General features: G+C 69.0%; 17 protein-coding genes. 5 read left to right on the top strand and 12 right to left on the bottom strand.

Going from position 1 to position 19,344, the window contains the following annotated elements; genetic code table 11:
* Positions 1–22: 22 nt before the first annotated feature.
* The 11 genes from murG to A5699_RS07550 form a co-directional block, all read right to left on the bottom strand.
* Complete coding sequence (murG, locus tag A5699_RS07600; protein WP_067767760.1) at positions 23–1,195, bottom strand: undecaprenyldiphospho-muramoylpentapeptide beta-N-acetylglucosaminyltransferase; 1,173 nt, start codon at positions 1,193–1,195, stop codon at positions 23–25.
* Positions 1,192–2,829 (bottom strand): putative lipid II flippase FtsW, encoded by a 1,638-nt coding sequence (gene ftsW / locus A5699_RS07595; protein WP_067767757.1) that lies wholly within the window; start codon positions 2,827–2,829, stop codon positions 1,192–1,194. Before ftsW ends, murG begins: the two co-directional genes overlap by 4 nt.
* Positions 2,830–2,835: 6 nt before the next feature.
* Positions 2,836–4,317 (bottom strand): UDP-N-acetylmuramoyl-L-alanine--D-glutamate ligase, encoded by a 1,482-nt coding sequence (gene murD / locus A5699_RS07590; protein WP_067767755.1) that lies wholly within the window; start codon positions 4,315–4,317, stop codon positions 2,836–2,838.
* Positions 4,304–5,383 (bottom strand): phospho-N-acetylmuramoyl-pentapeptide-transferase, encoded by a 1,080-nt coding sequence (gene mraY, locus A5699_RS07585; RefSeq protein ID WP_067767752.1) that lies wholly within the window; start codon positions 5,381–5,383, stop codon positions 4,304–4,306. The genes murD and mraY overlap by 14 nt, the downstream gene beginning before the upstream one ends.
* Positions 5,380–6,894 (bottom strand): UDP-N-acetylmuramoyl-tripeptide--D-alanyl-D-alanine ligase, encoded by a 1,515-nt coding sequence (gene murF / locus A5699_RS07580; RefSeq protein ID WP_067767749.1) that lies wholly within the window; start codon positions 6,892–6,894, stop codon positions 5,380–5,382. Before murF ends, mraY begins: the two co-directional genes overlap by 4 nt.
* Positions 6,891–8,432, bottom strand: a complete 1,542-nt coding sequence (locus A5699_RS07575; protein WP_067767746.1) for a UDP-N-acetylmuramoyl-L-alanyl-D-glutamate--2,6-diaminopimelate ligase — start codon at positions 8,430–8,432, stop codon at positions 6,891–6,893. The genes murF and A5699_RS07575 overlap by 4 nt, the downstream gene beginning before the upstream one ends.
* Before the next feature lie 52 nt (positions 8,433–8,484).
* Positions 8,485–10,410 (bottom strand): penicillin-binding protein 2, encoded by a 1,926-nt coding sequence (locus A5699_RS07570; protein WP_067767743.1) that lies wholly within the window; start codon positions 10,408–10,410, stop codon positions 8,485–8,487.
* Entirely contained in the window at positions 10,407–11,549 is a 1,143-nt protein-coding gene (locus A5699_RS07565; RefSeq protein ID WP_067767740.1) for a hypothetical protein, read from the bottom strand. The genes A5699_RS07570 and A5699_RS07565 overlap by 4 nt, the downstream gene beginning before the upstream one ends.
* Positions 11,546–12,718: a 16S rRNA (cytosine(1402)-N(4))-methyltransferase RsmH gene (gene rsmH / locus A5699_RS07560; RefSeq protein WP_369806670.1), complete on the bottom strand. Its 1,173-nt coding sequence runs from the start codon at positions 12,716–12,718 to the stop codon at positions 11,546–11,548. Before rsmH ends, A5699_RS07565 begins: the two co-directional genes overlap by 4 nt.
* Positions 12,693–13,124, bottom strand: a complete 432-nt coding sequence (mraZ, locus tag A5699_RS07555; protein WP_067767734.1) for a division/cell wall cluster transcriptional repressor MraZ — start codon at positions 13,122–13,124, stop codon at positions 12,693–12,695. The genes rsmH and mraZ overlap by 26 nt, the downstream gene beginning before the upstream one ends.
* A 465-nt stretch (positions 13,125–13,589) precedes the next feature.
* The gene (locus tag A5699_RS07550; RefSeq protein WP_067767731.1) at positions 13,590–13,994 is read right to left on the bottom strand and encodes a DUF3040 domain-containing protein; all 405 of its coding nucleotides are present in this window, start codon (positions 13,992–13,994) and stop codon (positions 13,590–13,592) included.
* A gap of 227 nt (positions 13,995–14,221) precedes the next feature.
* Between A5699_RS07550 and A5699_RS07545 the strand changes: the two genes are divergently transcribed.
* The 4 genes from A5699_RS07545 to A5699_RS07530 all read left to right on the top strand — a co-directional run bounded on the left by A5699_RS07545 (position 14,222) and on the right by A5699_RS07530 (position 18,270).
* Positions 14,222–14,821, top strand: coding sequence for an N-acetyltransferase (locus tag A5699_RS07545; RefSeq protein WP_067767728.1), 600 nt, complete (start codon positions 14,222–14,224; stop codon positions 14,819–14,821).
* A gap of 11 nt (positions 14,822–14,832) precedes the next feature.
* Positions 14,833–15,537 carry a DUF3153 domain-containing protein gene (locus tag A5699_RS07540; protein ID WP_067767725.1) on the top strand — a complete coding sequence of 235 codons (705 nt, stop codon included), beginning with the start codon at positions 14,833–14,835 and terminating at the stop codon, positions 15,535–15,537.
* A gap of 105 nt (positions 15,538–15,642) precedes the next feature.
* The gene (gene idsA2 / locus A5699_RS07535) at positions 15,643–16,731 is read left to right on the top strand and encodes a bifunctional (2E,6E)-farnesyl/geranyl diphosphate synthase (protein ID WP_142254118.1); all 1,089 of its coding nucleotides are present in this window, start codon (positions 15,643–15,645) and stop codon (positions 16,729–16,731) included.
* A gap of 18 nt (positions 16,732–16,749) precedes the next feature.
* Entirely contained in the window at positions 16,750–18,270 is a 1,521-nt protein-coding gene (locus tag A5699_RS07530; RefSeq protein WP_067767722.1) for an alpha-(1->6)-mannopyranosyltransferase A, read from the top strand.
* On the opposite strand, the gene A5699_RS07525 is transcribed toward A5699_RS07530, so the two are convergent.
* Positions 18,259–18,663, bottom strand: coding sequence for an Rv2175c family DNA-binding protein (locus A5699_RS07525; protein ID WP_067767719.1), 405 nt, complete (start codon positions 18,661–18,663; stop codon positions 18,259–18,261). The genes A5699_RS07530 and A5699_RS07525 overlap by 12 nt on opposite strands.
* 36 nt (positions 18,664–18,699) lie before the next feature.
* On the opposite strand from A5699_RS07525, the gene A5699_RS07520 reads away from it, so the two are divergent.
* Positions 18,700–19,344: protein kinase (locus A5699_RS07520; RefSeq protein ID WP_197508220.1), on the top strand; the 645-nt coding region annotated here is incomplete at its 3' end.

Genomic DNA, 19,344 nt, shown 5'->3' with positions numbered 1-19,344 from the left:
TCGGCCGGAAGTGAATTACCGTTCACCGCAGCTTCTTTCGTTGGTTACGGACGACATCGAGGGCAACCTGCGCTACCTGCCGGGCCGCATCGGGATGGCCGGACAACGACGCGGCTGCCGTCATCGCGGCCAAGCGCGCGTCATCGGTCATCAATGCCGCGACGGTATCGGCCACGAACTCACCGGTGAGATCGGCGTCGTCGACGATGACGCCGCCGCCGGCCGACACCACCGGCAGCGCATTGAACCGCTGCTCACCGTTGCCGATCGGCAGCGGGACGTACACCGCGGGCAGGCCCACGGCGGTCACCTCGGCCACGGTCATCGCCCCGGAGCGGCAGATCGCGAGATCCGCTGCGGCGTAGGCCAGATCCATCCGGTCCAGGTAGGGCACCGCGACGTAGGGGGGCGCACCCTCATCGGCGGCCGGAAGCTCCAGGGTGTTCTTGGGCCCATGGGCGTGCAGAACCGAAACACCCGCAGCCGCAAGGGCCCCAGCCGCCGAGGACACCGCGCGGTTGATCGACTGTGCCCCCTGGGAGCCACCGAACACCAACAGCACCTTGGCATCCGGGGCAAATCCGAAGAATGCCCGCGCTTCGGCCCGCAGCGCCGCACGGTCCAGCGAGGTGATCGCGGCGCGCACCGGCACCCCGACGACCTCGACCTTGCGCAACCCCGGCTCGGGGACCGCCGAGAGCACCCGGCGCGCCGAGATGGCACCGACCCGGTTGGCCAGCCCCGCGCTGGCGTTCGCCTCATGGACCACCACCGGAACGGCATGGCGACGCCCGCGCAGGCCGAAGCCGCCGCGCGCGGCGAGATAGGCCGGCAGCGCCACGTACCCTCCGAAGCCGATCACCACGTCGGCTTCAACGCCGGCGAGCACCGAGCGGGTCTCGCGGATCGCGGTACGCACCCGCAGCGGCAACCGCACCAGATCGCCCGACGGCTTGCGCGGCAGCGGGACCGGGGTGATCAACTCCAGGTCATACCCGCGCTGCGGCACCAGCCGGGTCTCCAGGCCCCGGGCCGTGCCGAGGGCGGTGATACGCACCTGTGGGTCGAGCTCCCGCAGCGCGTCGGCCACCGCCATCGCCGGCTCGACGTGACCCGCCGTCCCGCCACCGGCGAGAACGACTGATATCCCCCGGTCGCTTCGCTCCTGCCCCCGAGGATCAGAAATCCGGCTCACCCGTAACGCTGACCTTCCAAAGTCCGGGTCCGTCGACCCTGTTTCCGCTGGCCTGCACCATATCGGACCGACGACCTGCCCGTTCCGGCCGGCTGCTGGGCGCGGGCCCGTCCGGACCGCCCGCCGCGACCGTCCGCGCCTTGCGGGGCGCGGCGCCGAGCCGCGGGTTGTCTGGCCGAGCCTTGCTTGCCGGCCTGCTTGGTTGCCTGTTTGGCGGTCTTTTTCGGGGCCGGTTTGGTGCCGGCCTTGCCCGGGCTGCGGGTGGGCGCCTTGCGGCGGTCGTGCAGGCGGTTGCGGGCCACCTCCAACCGGGTGGGGACGTAGGGTTCGGGGAGCGGAAGCCGCAGCAACCGGTTCATCCGATCGTCGCGCCCGGCCCGCAACGCGGCCACCGCCTCGGGCTCGTGCCGAGCCGCGTTGGTGATCAAACCCATCATCAAAAGCGTTGTGGCCTGGGATGACCCGCCGGCCGAGATCAGCGGCAGCTGCAGCCCGGTCACCGGCAACAGCCCCACCACGTAACCGACGTTGATGAACATCTGGCCGACCACCCACAGCGTGGTGGTGGCCGCCAGCAGGCGCAGGAACGGATCGGCCGAACGCCGGGCGATGCGCATCCCGGTGTAGGCGAACAAGCCGAACAGTGCCAGCAGCCCCACCGCACCGATGAAGCCGAGCTCTTCGCCGATGATCGCGAAGATGAAGTCGTTGTGTGCGTTGGGTAGATAGTTCCACTTGGCGGTGCCCTGGCCGAGGCCGTCACCGAAGATGCCGCCGTTGGCCAGCGCGAACCGGGCCTGCCGGGACTGGTAGCCGATGCCTTGGGAATCGGCCGCCGGGTCCAGCCAGGATTGCACCCGGTCAGACCGGTAACCGGCGGAAAGTGCCAGCACGCCGGCCGCGAGGACCGCCGCCAGCAACGACGACAGGAAGACGCGCAGCGGCAGTCCGGCGTACCAGAGCAGGCCCAGCAGGATGATGCTCAGCGACACGGTCTGCCCCAGGTCGGGCTGGGCGACGATCAATGCCAGAGCGATCACCGCGGCGGGGACCAGCGGGATCAGCATCTCGCGCAGTGACGCCCGCTCCATGCGCCGGGCCGCGAGCAGATGTGCACCCCAGATGGCGAACGCGATCTTGGCCAGTTCCGAGGGCTGCATGGAGAAGCCGGCGACGACGAACCAGCCGCGCGACCCGTTGGCCACCTTGCCGATGCCGGGGATGAGCACCAGCACCAGCAGCACGATGGTGAAGGCGAAACCGGGAAAGGCCAGCCGGCGCAGCGTCCGCACCGGGATTCGCAAGGCCAGGTAGAACGCGATCAACCCGACGACGGTCCACATCACCTGCCGGCCGAACACCGCCCACGGCGAGCCGTCGAAATCGTAGGAGTACACCCCCGAGGCCGAGAGCACCATGATCAGACCGAGCGTGGTGAGCAGCGCGGTGACCGCGATGATCAGGTGAAACGAGGTCATCGGCCGACCGAGCCAGACACCGAAGCGCGTGCGTGGCGTCGCGGCGGCCGTGGAGCTGGACTCGGCGGATCCCGCCGCGGCAGCCGCGGCGGCATCGTCGGCCCCGCCGGTCGCGTCACCGCTGCCGCGGCGCAACCGGGCCAGGATGCTGACCACCCTCGTCTACCCGATCGCGGCGCGCACGGCCCCGGCGAACGCATCGCCGCGCTGACCGTAGCCGCTGAACTGATCGAAGGACGCGCCTGCCGGGGCCAGCAAAACGGTGTCGCCCGAGGCGGCCAGCCCGCGGGCGGCAGCTACGACCGCCGCCATGACCGCGTCGGAGACCGGCCGGTCACCGACTTCGATCACACGAGTCACATGATCACCAAGGGACTCATTTGTCTCAAGCACCCCAGAATCCTCCCCCGTCACAACCTCGACGACGGGGACATCCGGGGCGTGTCGCGATAACGCATCGGCAACCATGTGCCGGTCGCGGCCGATCAACACCACTCCGACCAGCCGATTCGCCACTGCACGGACCAACTCGTCGACCGATGCGCCTTTCAGCAATCCTCCGGCGATCCAGACCACCCGGTCGAACGCGGTGATCGAGGCCTGTGCGGCATGGGGGTTGGTGGCCTTGGAATCGTCGACGAAACTCACTCCGTCGACCACCCCGACCGGCTCGGCCCGGTGCCTGCCGACCTGAAACGATGCCAAGGCCGACGCGATGGACCGCGGCGACACCCCGACCGCACGGGCCAGCGCCGAGGCGGCCAACGCGTCAAGCACCCCGACGGGCCCCGCCACCGGAATCGTCGCCGAATCCGCCAGCTCGACGTCGTCGCCAAAGGCGCGGTCGACGAGCGTGCCGGCGCGTACCCCGAGCTCCCCAGGCTCGGGCTCCCCCAGCCGAAAGCCGACCCGCACCGGCGCCGCGGCGGCCGGCAACAGTCCCGCCGCCACCGGATCGTCGAGACCGACCACCGCCACCCGTCCGGCCAGTGCCCGGGCTTTGTCGGCGGCATAAGCCGCCATCGACCCGTGCCAGTCCAGATGATCCTCGGCGACATTGAGCACCACACCGGCCTCCGGCCGCAGAGACGGCGCCCAGTGCAATTGGAAACTGGACAACTCGACCGCGAGGTGGTCGGCGGGCTGGTCCAGCACGGCCAGCACCGGGTCACCGATGTTGCCGCACAACAAGCTCCGTCGCCCATCGGCCAGCAGCATGTCGTGCAGCATCGAGGTGGTAGTGGTCTTGCCGTTGGTGCCCGTGACCACCATCCAGCGCCGCGGCGGTCCGTACCGACCGGCGGCGTCCAGCCGCCAGGCCAGTTCGACGTCGCCCCAGATCGGTACCCCGGCCGACGCGGCGGCGGCCAGCACGGGGGCCGTGGGAGGGAATCCGGGGCTCGTCACCACCAGCGCGTAGTCGGCGATGCCGGCGATGGCGCCGGCGGGATCGATGACCGCGGTGCCCTGCTCGGCGTACGACCGCAGGGCCTCGGCATTGTCATCACACAGGGTGGCCGCCACTCCCAGCGGCGCCAGCGCCGCCAGCACGGCCCGGCCCGTCACCCCGGCGCCGGTGACCAACACCGGCGCGCCGGGTGTCAGCAGCGACAGCTCACCGGCCGGCACGTCAGGCCCCGACAGCGGTGAGCCACTCGCTGTAGAACAACGCCACGCCCAGGCCGCAGGCGATCGCCGTCAGCAGCCAGAACCGGATGATCACCGTGGTCTCGGCCCAACCCACCAACTCGAAATGGTGATGGAACGGCGCCATCCGGAACACCCGGCGGCCCGTGGTGCGGAACGCCAGGATCTGCACCACCACCGAGGTCACCTCGGCCACGAACAGCGCGCCCAGCACCACGGCCAGGATCTCGGTGCGGCTGGTCACCGACAACCCGGCGATGATGCCGCCCAGCGCCAGCGAGCCGGTGTCGCCCATGAAGATCTTGGCTGGCGCGGCATTCCACCACAGGAAGCCGATGCAGGCCCCGGCCGTGGCGGCGGCGATGATCGCCAGGTCCAGCGGGTCGCGCACGTTGTAACAGCCCAGGCCGGGGGCGGTGGCGCAGGCGTTGCGGTACTGCCAGAACGTGATCAGCACATAGGCCGCGCACACCATCGCCATTGCGCCGGCCGCCAGGCCGTCGAGGCCGTCGGTGAAGTTCACCGCGTTGGACCACGCGCTGACGATCACCACGCAGAACACCACGAACACCCAGGAGGCCAGGGTCACGGTGGCAATCTCGCGGACATAGGACAGATCCGGGCTGCCCGGGGTCAGGCCGTCGCCGTTGCGGAACTGCAGGACCAGCACGCCGAACAGCACCGCGGCGGTCAACTGACCGACGGTCTTGGCGGTCTTGTTCAATCCGAGGTTGCGCGAGCGCCGCAGCTTGATCAGATCGTCGACGAATCCGACCAGGCCGAGCATCGTGGCCAGACCCAGCACCAGCAGCCCCGACGCCGACGGACCCTCGCCGCCCAACGCCACGCCGACCAGGTGGGTCCCCAGATACGCCGCCCAGATGCCGGCCACGATTGCCACCCCGCCCATCGACGGGGTGCCGCGCTTCTTGGCGTGGCTGGCCGGACCGTCCTCCCGGATCTCATGGCCCAGCCCGCGCTTGGTGAACAACCGGATGAGCGCAGGCGTCAGCAGGATCGACACCGTCAGTGCGATGCCGACGGCGATCAGGATGAGCTTCATCGGTCGCCGCCCCCGGCGCTGACCAACGCGTCGGCCAAGGCACCCAAGCCCACCGAGTTGGATGCCTTCACCAGCACCACGTCCCCGGGTTGCAGCTCAGCGCGCAGCAGGGCCAGTGCAGCGTCGGCGTCGTCGACCATCGTGGACTCAGATCCCCACGAACCCTCCATCACCGCGCCGTGGTGCATGGCGTTCATAGTCCTCCCGGTGCCGACGACGATTAATCGAGACACATCTAAGCGCACGGCGAACCGACCGATGGCGTCATGCTCGGTAATCGTGTCGTCACCGAGTTCGGCCATCTCACCCAGCACCGCCCAACTGCGACGTTTCCCCCCGCCCGCATCTCCGGCAGCCCGGCGGGCCATCCAGGCCAGCGCCTTGAGCCCGGCACGCATCGAATCCGGGTTGGCGTTGTAGGCGTCGTTGATCACCGTCACGCCGTCGGCACGGGTGGCGACCTGCATGCGATGCCGCGAGACCGGACCGGCACCCGCCAGCGCCGTGGCCACCTGTTCCAAGCCGGCACCGCACTGCAGCGCGACGGCGGCCGCACACAACGCGTTGCTCACCTGATGGTCACCGTGCACCGCGAGCGTCACCTCGGTCTCGTCCCCGCCTGCGTGCAGCGTGAACCGCGGGCGGGCCAGCTCGTCGAGGGTGACCGGGCCCGCCCAGACGTCGACCTGGGAACCCGGCTCACGCGAGACCCGCACCACCCGGGCCTCGGTCACCTCGGCCATCGCCGCCACCGCGGAGTCGTCCGCGTTGAGGATGACCACGCCCGAGGCCGGAACCGCTTGCGGCAACTCGGCTTTCGTCCTGGCAATGGCCTCGCGCGAACCGAACTCGCCGAGATGCGCGGTGCCCACGTTGAGCACCACCGCGATCTGCGGCGGCGCGATGGCCGCCAGCGCGGCGATATTGCCGGGATGCCGGGCCGACATCTCCAGGATCAGGTAGTCGGTCTCGGGCGTGGCCCGCAGCACCGTCCAGGGATGCCCGAGCTCGTTGTTGAACGAGCCCGGCGGCGCGATCACCTCTCCGAGCGGGGCCAGCACCGCGGCCAGCAGATCCTTGGTCGAGGTCTTACCCGAGGATCCCGTCACCCCGATGATCTTCAGCCCACCGGCGACGAGTTCGGCGGCCACCGCCGCAGCCAGCTTGGCCAGCGCGGCCAGTACCGCCGCACCGGAGCCATCGGTGTCGAATTCCAAAGCGCCCGAAGCACTGTCGGCTGCTCCGGGGGCAGCTTGCACGATGATGGCCGGGACGCCGACCGGCCGGGCCGCCAGAACCGCCACGGCCCCGGCTGCCACCGCCGCGGCGGCGAAGTCGTGCCCGTCGGAACGCGCCCCGGGCAGCGCGAGGAACAACCCACCGGGGCCGACCGCACGCGAGTCGAACTCCACCGTGCCGGTGACCCGGGTGACCGCCGCCTCTTCAGCGGTGATGTCGACCAGTTCGCCGCCCACGATCTCGGCGATCCTGGCGATGGTCATCTCGATCACGTACCCGTCTCCCCTGTCTTGAGTGCCTCCAACGCCGCCGCGAGCTCGTCGCGATCGTCGAACGGCCGGGTGTGGCCACCGGCGGTCTGCCCACTCTCATGGCCTTTTCCGGCGATCAACACGATGTCACCCGGGCCGGCCCAGGCCACGGCGTACTCGATCGCGGCGCGCCGGTCGGCGACCTCGGCCACCTCGGCGCCCGTCGAGGCTTCCGCGGCCCCGGCCATGATCGCCGCCCGGATCAGTCCCGGATCTTCGTCGCGGGGGTTGTCATCGGTGACGACGACAAGGTCGGCCAGTTCCGCGGCGACCCGCCCCATCGGCCCGCGCTTGCCCGTATCCCGGTTACCGCCGGCCCCGAACACCACCCCGATGCGGCCCGGCCCCGACGCCCGCAGCGTCTCCAGTACGGCCTGCAGCGCACCCGGCTTGTGCGCGTAGTCCACCAACGCCAGGAACGGCTGCCCCCGGTCGATCGGCTGCAGCCGGCCGGGAACGGTGGCCGTCGCCAGGCCCGCAGCGGCCTGCTCGGGCGACACCCCGGCACCGGCCAGCAGCGCGATCGCCAGGGCCGCGTTGGCGACGTTGTATCCGCCGGTCAGTCCGATCTGCATCCGGTGCGACGCGCCGGCGGGATCGACGAGGGTGAACTGCTGGGAGCCCACTCCGACGGCCGTGACGTCGCGCACCTGCCAGTCCGCGGACCGGCCCGAGGCGCTGACCGTCACTACCTCCTGCGCCCGGTGGGCCATGGCGGCGCCGGCCTCGTCGTCGACGCAGATCACCGCTGCCGCGGCGTGGTTACGTGACCGGGGGTCGAACAGCCGCGCCTTGGCCTCGAAGTAGTCGGCCATCGTGGGGTGGAAATCCAGGTGGTCGCGCGAGAGATTGGTGAACCCGCCCAGCGCGAACGCGATGCCGTCGACACGACCCAACGTCAGCGCATGGCTGGACACCTCCATCACCACGGTGTCCACCCCGCTTTCGACCATCACGGCCAACAGCGCCTGCAGATCCGGCGCCTCGGGCGTCGTCAGCGAACTCGGCACGTCGCGGCCGTCGATCCGCACCCCGACCGTGCCGATCAACCCGGCCACCCGGCCCGCGGCACGCAGACCGGCCTCCACCAGATACGTGGTCGTCGTCTTACCCGACGTTCCGGTCACCCCGATCACGGTCAGCCGCTCCGAGGGCCGGCCGTACACCTCGGCGGCCACGTCACCGAGCACCGAGCGAGGGTCGGCATGGACCAGGATCGGGACGTCGAGCCCGGCGAGTTCGGCCGCGCCGGTCTGATCGGTGAGCACCGCCACCGCGCCGGCGGCGACGGCGTCGGCCGCGTAACGGGCCCCGTGCACCGCCGAGCCCGGCAGTGCGGCGAACAGGTCACCCGGCCGGGCGTCCTGGCCGCGCAGGGTAACTCCCGTCACCCGGAGTTCCGGCGAGAGACTTCCGGCGGCGGAGGTTGCCCTGACCTGTTCGGCGAGCGACACGAGATATTGGCCGGCGGGACGGCTGGGACGCAGCTTCATGGCCATGCCACAGTACCCATCTGCGGTCCGCCGACCGCGATAGCCATGACTGTGGGGGTCAGGTCGCCTGCAGGGTCAACCGCGGACCGGGATCCGGCGACAACGGGACGTTGTGCCGTTGCAGCAGCCACGAAGCGATGTTGTGGAACAGCGGGGCCGCCGAGGATCCGGGTGAGCCGTCGGCTGCCCGGTGCGGCGCGTCCATCATGATGCCGACGACGTAGCGCGGATCGTCTGCCGGCGCCATGCCCGCGAAGGTGATCCAGTAGACGTCGTTGTAGTAGCAACCGCACGCCGGATTGATCTGCTGCGCGGTACCGGTCTTGCCGGCGATCTGGTAGCCCTCGACCGCGGCCTGGGGGCCGGTGCCCTGCTGCACGCCCATCGGATCGCGTTGCACGATGGCGCGGAACATGTTGCGCACCGTGCGGGCGGTTTCCGCCGACACCACCCGGACGCCCTCGGGCCGTGGCTCGTCGGTACGACTGCCGTCCGGCCCGATCGTGGACTTGATGATCCGCGGCGGGATCCGCACGCCGTCGTTGGCGATGGTCTGGTACATCGCCGCCATCTGCAGCAGCGTCATCGAAAGACCCTGTCCGATCGGCAGATTGGAGAACGAACTGCCCGACCACTGATCAATCGGCGGGACCAGGCCGGAGCTCTCACCCGGCAGCCCTACACCGGTGCGTTGGCCCAGGCCGAACTTGCGCACCATCTCGTAGAACCGCTCCGGGCCGATCCGCTGAGCCAGCATCAAGGTGCCGACGTTGGACGACTTCCCGAATACCCCGGTGGTGGTGTACGGCATGACCCCGTGGTTCCAGGCGTCATTGACGGTGACGCCGCCCATGTCGATCGAGCCGGGCACCTGCAGGACCTCGTCCGGACTGGTCAGCCCCAACTCGATGGCCGTCGCCGCGGTGATGATCTTGTTGACCGAACCCGGCTCGAACGGCGAGGACACCGGCAGGTTGCCCATCTGCCGATTCTCCTGACGCCCGATGTCCTGGCTCGGGTCGAACGTGTTGTCGTTCGACATCGCCAGCACCTCAGCGGTTTTCGCGTCGAGCACAACCGCGGAGACGTTCTTGGCACCCGAGGCGTCCTTGGCCTGTTGCACCTGCTGCTGGACGTAGTACTGGATGTCGTCGTCAAGGGTCAGTTGCACGGTGGAACCGTTGACCGCATCGTGGCGGTTGCGGTAACTGCCCGGGATCACCACGCCGTCCGAACCACGGTCATACGTCACCGAGCCGTCAGCACCGGCCAAGACCGCGTCGAGCGAATCCTCCAGTCCGAGCAGACCGTGTCCGTCCCAATCGATTCCGCCGACGATGTTCGCCGCAAGCGAGCCGCCCGGATACTGCCGCAAATCCTGGCGTTCCGAGCCCACCTCGGGGAACTTGTCGGTGATCGCACCGGCGATCGCCGGATCGACCGCACGGGCCAGATAGACGAAAGTCTCGTTGCTGCGCAGCTTCTTGAGCACGGTCTTGGCATCGGGGCGGTTGTCCAGCCGGGTGGCCACCTCCTTGGCGATCTCGGTCAGCCGGTGATCCGGATCGGGCGCATCGGCCGACTTGGCCTTGGCCTCCTCCAGTTGCTTGCGGACCCGCACCGGCTGGAAAGTCAGCGCCTTGGCCTCGATCGTGAATGCCAACTTGTCATCGTTACGGTCGATGATGCTGCCGCGCATGGCCGGATTCACGTCGGTGACCTTGAGCTGACCGGCTGCCTCGGCCCGCAGACCCGCCGCCCGGGGCACCTGGAGGCTGAACAACTGGGCGGCCGCGATGATCAACACCCCGAACATGACCACGTTGCCGGCCCGGTGCCGGAACACGAAAGACGAACTCCGCAAACCTGCGTCAGGAGTCGCGATCCGAGTACGGCGTAGCCGCGCCTCGTGCCCCTGCCCGGATGCGGCCGGTTTACCCCGCTGCGGCGTCGCAGGTGTCCGGCGGTCCTGGCGGCGGCTCATGCTGCCGGTGCCGGGACGTTCATGGCGGCCGCGGGGACGTGTGCGGCCGGTGCCACCGGCGGGCTGAACTGCTCAAGCGGAGTGGCCGGTGCCGGCGCCGCAACGGGTGCGGGAGCTGCCGGCGCCGCAGCGGGTGCGGCGGGCATCGGTGCGGCCGGTGCGGGAGCCGGCGCGGCGAGGACCGGTCCGGGAGCGGTCGGCACCCCGGCCACCGGCACCTGCGGCGGGGCGGGGGCCGGCGCAGGTGCGGCGAGCACGTCGGGAGCCGGCGCCGGCGGCGCCTGGGGAACCGGGACCGGGCCGGGAACCGGGGGCAACGCACCCGGCGCCCCGTGCGGCGCCTCGGCTTGGGGAACCGGAAGACCCGGTGCGACCGGGTTGAGCGCACGCGGTGTACGCACCGTCAACTCCCGTGGGTCCACGACCCGCGGCGCCGGAGCCGCGGGGGGCGACGGCGGGGCTTCCTCCGGCAACGGCGTGTTCAACGGGGGCGGTGGCACGCCTTCGGCGGGCTTGGGGGTGCCGACCACCGTCCAGTTGCCTGTGCCGTCCTGCACCAGATGCGCGGTGTCGCGCGACGGGATCATGCCCAGATTGCGCGCCGACTCGGCCAGCGCCGGCGCCGCCTGCGCCTCGAGGACGTCGCGCTCCAAGGCCTCTTTCTGTTGCGACAGGCCCTCATTGACCTGGCGGGCATGCCCCAACTGGTAGGACCGCTCCGCCGATCCGGTCGACAACCACAGCGTGACCGCGAGCCCGATACCGAGCGCTGCGATCACCAGCACGACGAACGGGACCCTCGCGATGAGAACGCGCGGATTCAGTTCGATCGATGCCAACCGAACCAGGAGCCGCTCCCGCAACCGCACCCGCAGTGGCGGGCGGACGACCTTGGGAGCCTTGGCTTTACGCGCCTTTGCCCGAGCCTTGGCCTGGCTGGCGCTCTTGGGCCGCGCCGGGCGGGTCCCCGGTCGTTGAATCGGTCCGGTACCCGGCGCGGTACGCGCGGGCCGTTGTTCAGAGACCGGCCGACGTTTGCGCGGCGGAGCCTCACCCCGCCGTCCACCCCCTCGCGGGGGCTGCCGCACCCCACGCCTGCGATCCGCCTCACGCGGCTGTTCGGGTCGCTTCACCTTCATGAGTTGCCCCCTTCCCCAACCTTTTCCAGTGCCCGCAGCCGCACCGGAGCGCTACGCGGATTGCGATCGATCTCAGCTTGGCGAGCCCGCTCGGCCCCCCGGGTCAATGCGACGAACTCGGGTTCGTGCCCGGGCAACTCGATCGGCAACCCGGGCGGTGTGCGTGATGCGGTGGCCGCACTGAACGCCTGCTTGACGATGCGGTCCTCCAACGACTGATAGGCCATCACCACGATGCGTCCGCCGTCGACCAATGCGGCCAGGGCGGCGGGCAGCGCGGCCCGCAGTGAGTCCAACTCGCCGTTGACCGCGACCCGCAGCGCCTGGAAGGTGCGCTTTCCCGGATGTCCCCCGGTTCTGCGCGCCGGCGCCGGGATGGCCTCGTACAGCAGCTCGACCAACTCGCCGGTGGTCGAGAACGGTTGCTGCGTACGCCGTCTGACCACCTTGTCGGCGATCCGGCCGGCAAACCGCTCTTCCCCGAAATCCCGAAGAATCCGCGCAATCGACTTGGCGTCGTAGGTGTTGAGAATGTCCGCGGCGGTCAACGGCGCATCGGGATCCATCCGCATGTCCAGCGGCGCATCCGCGGAATAGGAGAAACCGCGTTCGGTCTGGTCGAGCTGCATCGAGGACACCCCGAGGTCGAACAACACCCCGTCGACCTGCCGCACGCCGGAATCGGCTATGGCGCCGGCGATTCCGTCGTAGCGGGTCCGCACCAGCCGCATACGGTCTCCGAACGGGGCCAGCCGGGCACCGGCGATACTCAGCGCGTTGGGGTCGCGGTCCAGACCGATCACCTGTAGACCGGCGAACTCGCTCAGGAAACGCTCGGAATGACCTCCGGCCCCCAACGTGGCGTCCACCAGCACCGCACCGGAGCCGTCGGCGTGACGGCGGGTGAGCGCGGGGGCCAACAACTCGACGCAGCGGTCCAGCAGGACCGGGATGTGCCCGTGGTCTGGGGAGTCTGACACCGCTGAAACACCTCCGCTCGGATCGGCCCCTGCACCGGGGTCTCTGTCCGAATTCACGGACCTGGCGTTGGGGAAGTACGCCAGGGCCAATTCGGGCAGAGGCCTCGCTGCACGGGCTAAGTCCAGGCCGGCCGCCGGTTGACCGGCCGTGTCGACGGCACCATCAGATAATGTCGCGCAGGGTTTCATCGGTGGCCGCGGAGAAGTTTTCTTCGTGGGTCTGCTGGTACTCCTGCCAGGCTTCGGCGTCCCAGATCTCCAGATAGTCGACCGACCCGATCACCACGCATTCCTTTGACAGGTTTGCGTAGCGACGATGATCCGCCGACAGGGTGATCCGGCCCTGCGCGTCGGGATGTTGTTCATCGGTGGCCGCGGCCAGGCTGCGCAGGAACGCGCGGGCCTCCGGATTGCTCCGGGAAGCCTGCGATGCACGCCGGGCCAACTTCTCGAACTCGTCCCGCGGATACACAGCAAGGCTGTGATCTTGGCTCTTCGTGACCATCAACCCTCCTGCCAGTACGTCGCGGAACTTGGCGGGCAGCGTGAGCCGCCCCTTGTCGTCAAGCTTGGGCGTGTAGGTACCCAGAAACATCTGGACACCTCCCCGCCACCCGGTTCGGATCCCAGGTCGCTTGTGAGATCAGGGCCAGGCCTTCTGCCCTGTCAACGGGGCTCCGTTTTCCCCGTTGGCCGCCACTTTACCCCACGATCCCCCACTTTGCTCCATTTAATCCGGCAAGTTTGGGGTTTCTCCCCACCACGGGCCCCATCGAGCCACCCAATCACCCATTCCGAGCTCACGCCGGGAGCTCAAGAAACGAAAAACCGCAGGTGAGCGCCAGTCGAAAGGAGGTGGGGCGTTGTGGGGAAAAAATCCCTGTGAATCTGGTGGTATTCCCCACCCGGCCCCACGCCGCACTTGAACCCGGCACTGCGCGTGTCGCTGGGCGGCCGACCCAGACGCGGTCGAGACACACAGCGCGGTCGAGACACAGCGCTCTCAAGACACAAAAAAGGGGCAACCCTTACGGGTTACCCCTTATAGCCGGAGAACGACTCACTCGTCGAAACGGCGACGGAACCGATCTTCCATCCGAGCGGTGAACGAACCACCGCCACGCTGGCGACGCTGACGAGGCGCGCCACCCGAACCCTGGACCGCGCGGTCGCGACCACCGGTGACCCGTGGACCGGTGATTGCGAAAACCACGCCACCGAACATCACCACGAAACCGACCACCGACAGAGCCGGGAATCCACCGATCATCGTGGCCTTCACCGCCACACCGATGACCAGAAGCGCCAGGCCCACGATGAACAACAACGCACCCTGCAGCCTGCGCCGGGCCGAAGGCGCGCGAAGGGTCCCGCCGCGAACGCTCGATGCGAACTTGGGATCCTCGGCATAGAGCGCGCTCTCGATCTGGTCGAGCATGCGCTGCTCATGATCGGAGAGTGGCATTCGTCCCTCCTTGCCGACGCCGCCGTCGCGTTCAAAATTTCACATGCCCGCAGTCACGGGCACCTAACCCTAATGATACGAGGTCGATCCGAGCCGTACCACCTTGTTCACCGTCGATTGTAGGTCGTTCCCCGACTGCTTGGTCCCCTGGGACCGACCAGCCCGACGCCGGATAATGACGAAGATAATGAGTTCGGTAGACACCGGGCAGGCGAAAGGCAAAAGCATTGGCGACGTATCTCATCGATCTGTCGCCGGACGACATGAAGCGCCGGCTGCCCGAGGCCTTGCGCGTGTACGTCGACGCCATGCGCTATCCACGCGGAACCGAGGAACAGCGCGCGGCACTGTGGCTCGAACATACTCGTCGGGCGGGCTGGAAATGCGTGGCGGCCGTCGAGGCCAACCCCCGCGCCGACGGCGGATGTCCCGAGGCGGAGCTGCTCGACGCGCCCCTTCTGGGAATCGCCTACGGCTACAGCGGCGCACCGGACCAGTGGTGGCAACAGCAGGTGATCTCCGGGCTGCAGCGGGTCGGCGCCAGCCCGGTGCACATCGCCGAGTTGATGGCCAGCTATTTCGAACTGACCGAACTTCACATCGAGCCCCGGGCCCAGGGCCAAGGCCTGGGCGAGGCCCTGACCAGGCGACTGTTGACCGGCCGCGGTGAATCGCACGTACTGCTGTCCACCCCGGAGATCAACGGCGAGGCCAATCGGGCCTGGCGGCTATACCGACGCCTCGGCTTCACCGACGTCATCCGGGCCTACCACTTCGCCGGGGACCCCCGCCCGTTTGCCATCCTCGGTCGCCCCCTGCCGCTGTGACATCTGGCACGATGACCTGCGTGCACGTGCGCCCACTCAACCGTCGCCGCCGGACCCGAGTGCTCACGCTGGTGATGTTGCTGCTGATTCTGCCCATGGCCGTGGGCTGTGTTCGCGTCCGCGCTTCGATCACGGTCTCGCCCGATGACCGGGTGTCCGGCCAGATCATCGCCGCGGCAAAACCGCGCGACGCCGACGACAAAGGTCCGCAGCTGCTGAACAACCTTCCGTTCGCCACCAAGGTGGCGGTCTCGGAGTACAGCCGCGACGACTACGTCGGGTCCCAGGCGGTGTTCTCGGACCTCACCTTCGCCGAACTTCCCCAGCTGGCGAGCATGAGTCGGGACGCGGCGGGCGTCGACATCTCCCTGCGCCGGGCGGGCGACCTGGTGATCCTGGAAGGGCGGGTCGACCTCACGTCGCTGTCCGATCCGGAGGCGGACGTCCTGCTGACGGTGTCTTTCCCCGGCGAGGTGACGTCGACGAACGGCTCTCAGGTGAGTTCCTCGATCGTCGAGTGGAAGCTGCGGCCGGGCATCGTCAGCACGATGAACGCCCAGGCCCGCTACACCGATCCGAGTGCCCGCTCGTTCACCACCGCGGCCATCTGGCTCATCGTGGGCGCCTTCCTGGTCGCCGGCGTGATCGGCGGGCTGGCCTGGATGAGCCGCGACACCTCGCCCAAGCCTGGTGATCCGGTCGCCGGCAGCGACTGAGGCACCGAACGCCACTTGGTACACCCTTATAAGCCGGGCACTGCACGCTCTACGCTGGGTGCACTCACCGGACACCGTTGCGACAGAAAGGGGCGGGCGCTGAGCGTGCGAACAGCGGCACCGTCGACCGTCGAGCTGGCCGGTGCCGTCACCGACCAATTGCGGGAGTACCTGCGTGAACGCCGGCGGGACTGCGAGTACATCGGAACCGACTATGCCGAGCTGACCGCTGCGCTCGAAGAGTTCGTGTTGCGCGGCGGCAAGCGGATGCGGCCGGCCTTCGCGTACTGGGGATGGCGCGCGGTGATCGATCCTGCCGACCGTCCTGCCGATCCCGGCGTGCTCAGGCTGTTCGCCGCCCTCGAATTGCTCCAGGCGTGCGCCCTCGTGCACGACGACGTCATCGACGACTCGGCCACCCGCCGCGGCCTGCCCACCGTGCACCGGCTGTTCGCCGACCGGCACCGTGACCGCAACTGGCATGGATCTGCCAAGCAGTTCGGCATCTCGGCGGCCATCCTGGCCGGTGACCTGGCACTGGCCTGGGCCGACGACATCGTCGCCGTCGCCGACATCCCGGCCGACGCCCAACTGCGCGTCCAGCAGGTCTGGCGTCACATCCGTACCGAAGTGCTCGGCGGCCAGTACCTCGACATCGTCGCGGAGTCCAGCGGCGCCGAATCGGTGGCCTCGGCGATGAACGTCAACACGTTCAAGACCGCGTCCTACACCGTGGCCCGGCCGCTGCAGCTGGGTGCGGCCGCGGCCGCCGACCGGCCCGAAGTGCAACAGATCTTCCAGCAGGTCGGCAACGATCTGGGCGTCGCGTTCCAGCTTCGCGACGACGTGCTGGGCGTGTTCGGCGATCCGGCGGTGACCGGTAAGCCCTCCGGCGACGACCTGCGGTCGGGCAAGCGCACCGTGCTGCTGGCCGAGGCGCTGGAGCTCGCCGACAAATCCGACCCGGCGGCCGCAGCGCTGTTGCGTACCTCGGTGGGCACCGAACTGTCCGACGCGCAAGTGGCCGATCTGTGCCGGGCCATCGAATCCGTCGGCGCACTGGCCGCGGTCGAAACCCACATCGAGTTCCTCACCCAACGTGCCCTCGAGACCCTGGCGGCCGCACCGATCCACGACCAAGCCAAGACCGGCCTGGCCGAGATCGCCCGATTCGCGGCGAACCGGTCGGCATAGGAGCACGACCGGCACAACATGACCACCGTACCGACCGATACCCCGAAGAACGGGGTGGCACAACAAATCTCACGGCTGGCCGCGTTCGCGGTGTCCGCCGAGGCCCGTCCGGCGCGGCTGGGCTGCCTGGGCGCTGCGGTGCTCACCATCGGCGGGCTCGGCGCGGGTAGCACGCGGCTGCACGACCCGCTGCTGGAGTCACTGCACCTGTCCTGGCTGCGGTTCGGCCACGGCCTGGTGCTGTCGTCGATCCTGCTGTGGGCGGGCGTCGCGGCGATGCTGATCGCCTGGCTGTGGCTGGGCCGGCGGGTGATCGACCGCACCGCCACCGAATACACGATGGTGGCCACCACCGGCTTCTGGCTCGCGCCCCTGTTGCTGAGTGTGCCGCTGTTCAGCCGGGACACCTACTCCTATCTGGCGCAGGGTGCGTTGCTGCGCGACGGCTTCGACCCGTACGTGGTGGGGCCGGTCGAGAATCCGAACTCGTTGCTGGACAACGTCAGTCCGATCTGGACGACGACCACCGCGCCGTACGGGCCGGCATTCATCCTGGTGGCCAAGTTCGTCACGATCCTGGTGGGCGACGACGTGGTGGCCGGCACCATGCTGCTGCGGCTGTGCATGCTGCCCGGTCTGCTGCTGTTGATCTGGGCCGCGCCCCGAATCGCCCGCCACGTCGGCGCCAACGCCGCCGCCTCGCTGTGGATCTGCGTGCTCAATCCACTGGTGATCGTGCACCTGATGGGCGGCGTGCACAACGAGATGCTCATGGTCGGCCTGATGATGGCCGCGATCGCCCTGGCCTTCGCCGGGCGGCCGGTGATCGGGGTGAGCCTGATCGCGATCGCCGTCGCGGTGAAGGCCACCGCCGGGCTTGCGTTGCCGTTCCTGGTCTGGGTGTGGATGCGCCAGCTGCGCGACAAGCGGGACATGCCCGCCGTGCGCGCGTTCGCCGCGGCCACCGCCGCCTCGGTGCTGATCTTCGTGGCCGTGTTCGCGGTGCTGTCCTGGCTGGCCGGGGTCGGCCTGGGCTGGCTGACGGCCCTGGCCGGCTCGGTCAAGATCATCAACTGGTTGACCGTGCCCACTGCCGCCGCCAACCTGATCAACGCCATTGGCGGCCTGTTCTTTTCGGTCAACTTCTACGCCGTGCTCGAGGTCGCCCGCATCATCGGCATCCTGATCATCGTGATCGCGCTGCCGTTGTTGTGGTGGCGCTACCGGCACACCGACCGCGACGCGCTCACCGGCATCGCGCTGGCCATGGTGGTGGTCGTGCTGTTCGTGCCGGCGGCCCTGCCGTGGTACTACACCTGGCCGCTGGCCGTGGCGGCCGCCCTGATCCAGACCAGGCCCGCGATCGCGGCGGTGGCCGGCTTCTCCACCTGGATCATGGTGATGTGGAAACCCGATGGGGCACATGGCATGTACTCATGGGCCCACGTACTGCTGACCACGGCCTGCGCGGCGGTGGCGTGGTATGCGCTCTACCGTGCGCCCGAACCGGCGCCGGAAGACCAGCCCTCAGTAAGCTAGCGCCTGCGCGCGACGCAGCACCTCGCGTGCCTGATGCGAATGCAATGCATCGACCGGGCGGGCGTTGGACTTCCGCTCGGTGCTGCCGTCTGCGGTGATCGTCAGCGACTCGTCCGGCGTGAACAACCAGCGCACGATCTCGGTGTCGCGGTAACCGCCGTCGCGCAACACGATCAGCAGACCGGGCAGCGGCTTGACCACGCGACCGGCGTCGTCGAAAAAGATCTTCGGTACCACCAGGACACCGTTGCGGCGCACGGCGACCAGATGCCCGTCGCGCAATTGCTGGTGCACCTTGGTGACCGGGATGCCGAGCAAATCCGACACCGTGGGTAGGTCGTAGACGGCCTCGTCGGGCCCCAGGACATCGTCGGCGGCCGGAATGCTGCTCACCGCATCGATTCTAGAGCCCCGTCGGCAACTCGTAACATGTGTCCGGTGGAGCAGCAATCGGATCCACTCGTCGGCACCACGCTGGACGGGCGCTATCGGGTGGACATGCCCATCGCCACCGGTGGCATGTCCACGGTCTATCGCGGCCTCGATGTCCGCCTGGACCGACCGGTAGCGCTGAAGGTGATGGACACCCGCTACAGCGGCGACAGCCATTTCCTGACCCGGTTCAGCCGCGAGGCCAAGGCGGTGGCCCGCTTGAAGGACCCCGGGTTGGTGGCCGTGTACGACCAGGGGGGCGGCGGGGGCACGGGACATCAGCCGCCGTTTCTCGTGATGGAGCTGATCGAAGGCGGCACCCTCCGGGAATTGCTGACCGAACGCGGCCCCATGCCACCGCACGCCGTCGCCGCGGTGCTGGCCCCGGTGCTCGGCGGGCTGGCCGTGGCCCACCGGGCCGGGCTCGTACACCGCGACATCAAGCCCGAGAACGTGCTGATCTCCGACGACGGCGAGGTCAAAATCGCCGACTTCGGTCTGGTGCGCGCCGTCGCCGAGGCGAAGATCACCTCCACCAGCGTGATCCTGGGCACCGCGGCCTACCTGTCCCCCGAACAGGTCAGCACCGGGGACGCCGACCCGCGCAGCGACGTGTACTCGGTCGGCATCCTCACCTATGAA

Source organism: Mycobacterium sp. E802 (genome assembly GCF_001666875.1).
In the GTDB taxonomy this organism is placed as follows: domain Bacteria; phylum Actinomycetota; class Actinomycetes; order Mycobacteriales; family Mycobacteriaceae; genus Mycobacterium.
Note: the sequence above shows the minus strand (reverse complement) of the source record. Positions and strands in the feature narration are given on the sequence as shown.

Bases quoted from the DNA above. Each gene is read 5' to 3' on its own strand.
- rsmH (WP_369806670.1), bottom strand. From the start codon at position 12,718: ATGAAACCCTGCGCGACATTATCTGATGGTGCCGTCGACACGGCCGGT.
- A5699_RS07575 (WP_067767746.1), bottom strand. From the start codon at position 8,432: ATGGCCATGAAGCTGCGTCCCAGCCGTCCCGCCGGCCAATATCTCGTG.
- A5699_RS07530 (WP_067767722.1), top strand. From the start codon at position 16,750: ATGACCACCGTACCGACCGATACCCCGAAGAACGGGGTGGCACAACAA.
- mraZ (WP_067767734.1), bottom strand. From the start codon at position 13,124: ATGTTTCTGGGTACCTACACGCCCAAGCTTGACGACAAGGGGCGGCTC.
- A5699_RS07540 (WP_067767725.1), top strand. From the start codon at position 14,833: ATGACCTGCGTGCACGTGCGCCCACTCAACCGTCGCCGCCGGACCCGA.
- A5699_RS07565 (WP_067767740.1), bottom strand. From the start codon at position 11,549: ATGAAGGTGAAGCGACCCGAACAGCCGCGTGAGGCGGATCGCAGGCGT.
- mraY (WP_067767752.1), bottom strand. From the start codon at position 5,383: ATGAAGCTCATCCTGATCGCCGTCGGCATCGCACTGACGGTGTCGATC.
- A5699_RS07570 (WP_067767743.1), bottom strand. From the start codon at position 10,410: ATGAGCCGCCGCCAGGACCGCCGGACACCTGCGACGCCGCAGCGGGGT.
- A5699_RS07550 (WP_067767731.1), bottom strand. From the start codon at position 13,994: ATGCCACTCTCCGATCATGAGCAGCGCATGCTCGACCAGATCGAGAGC.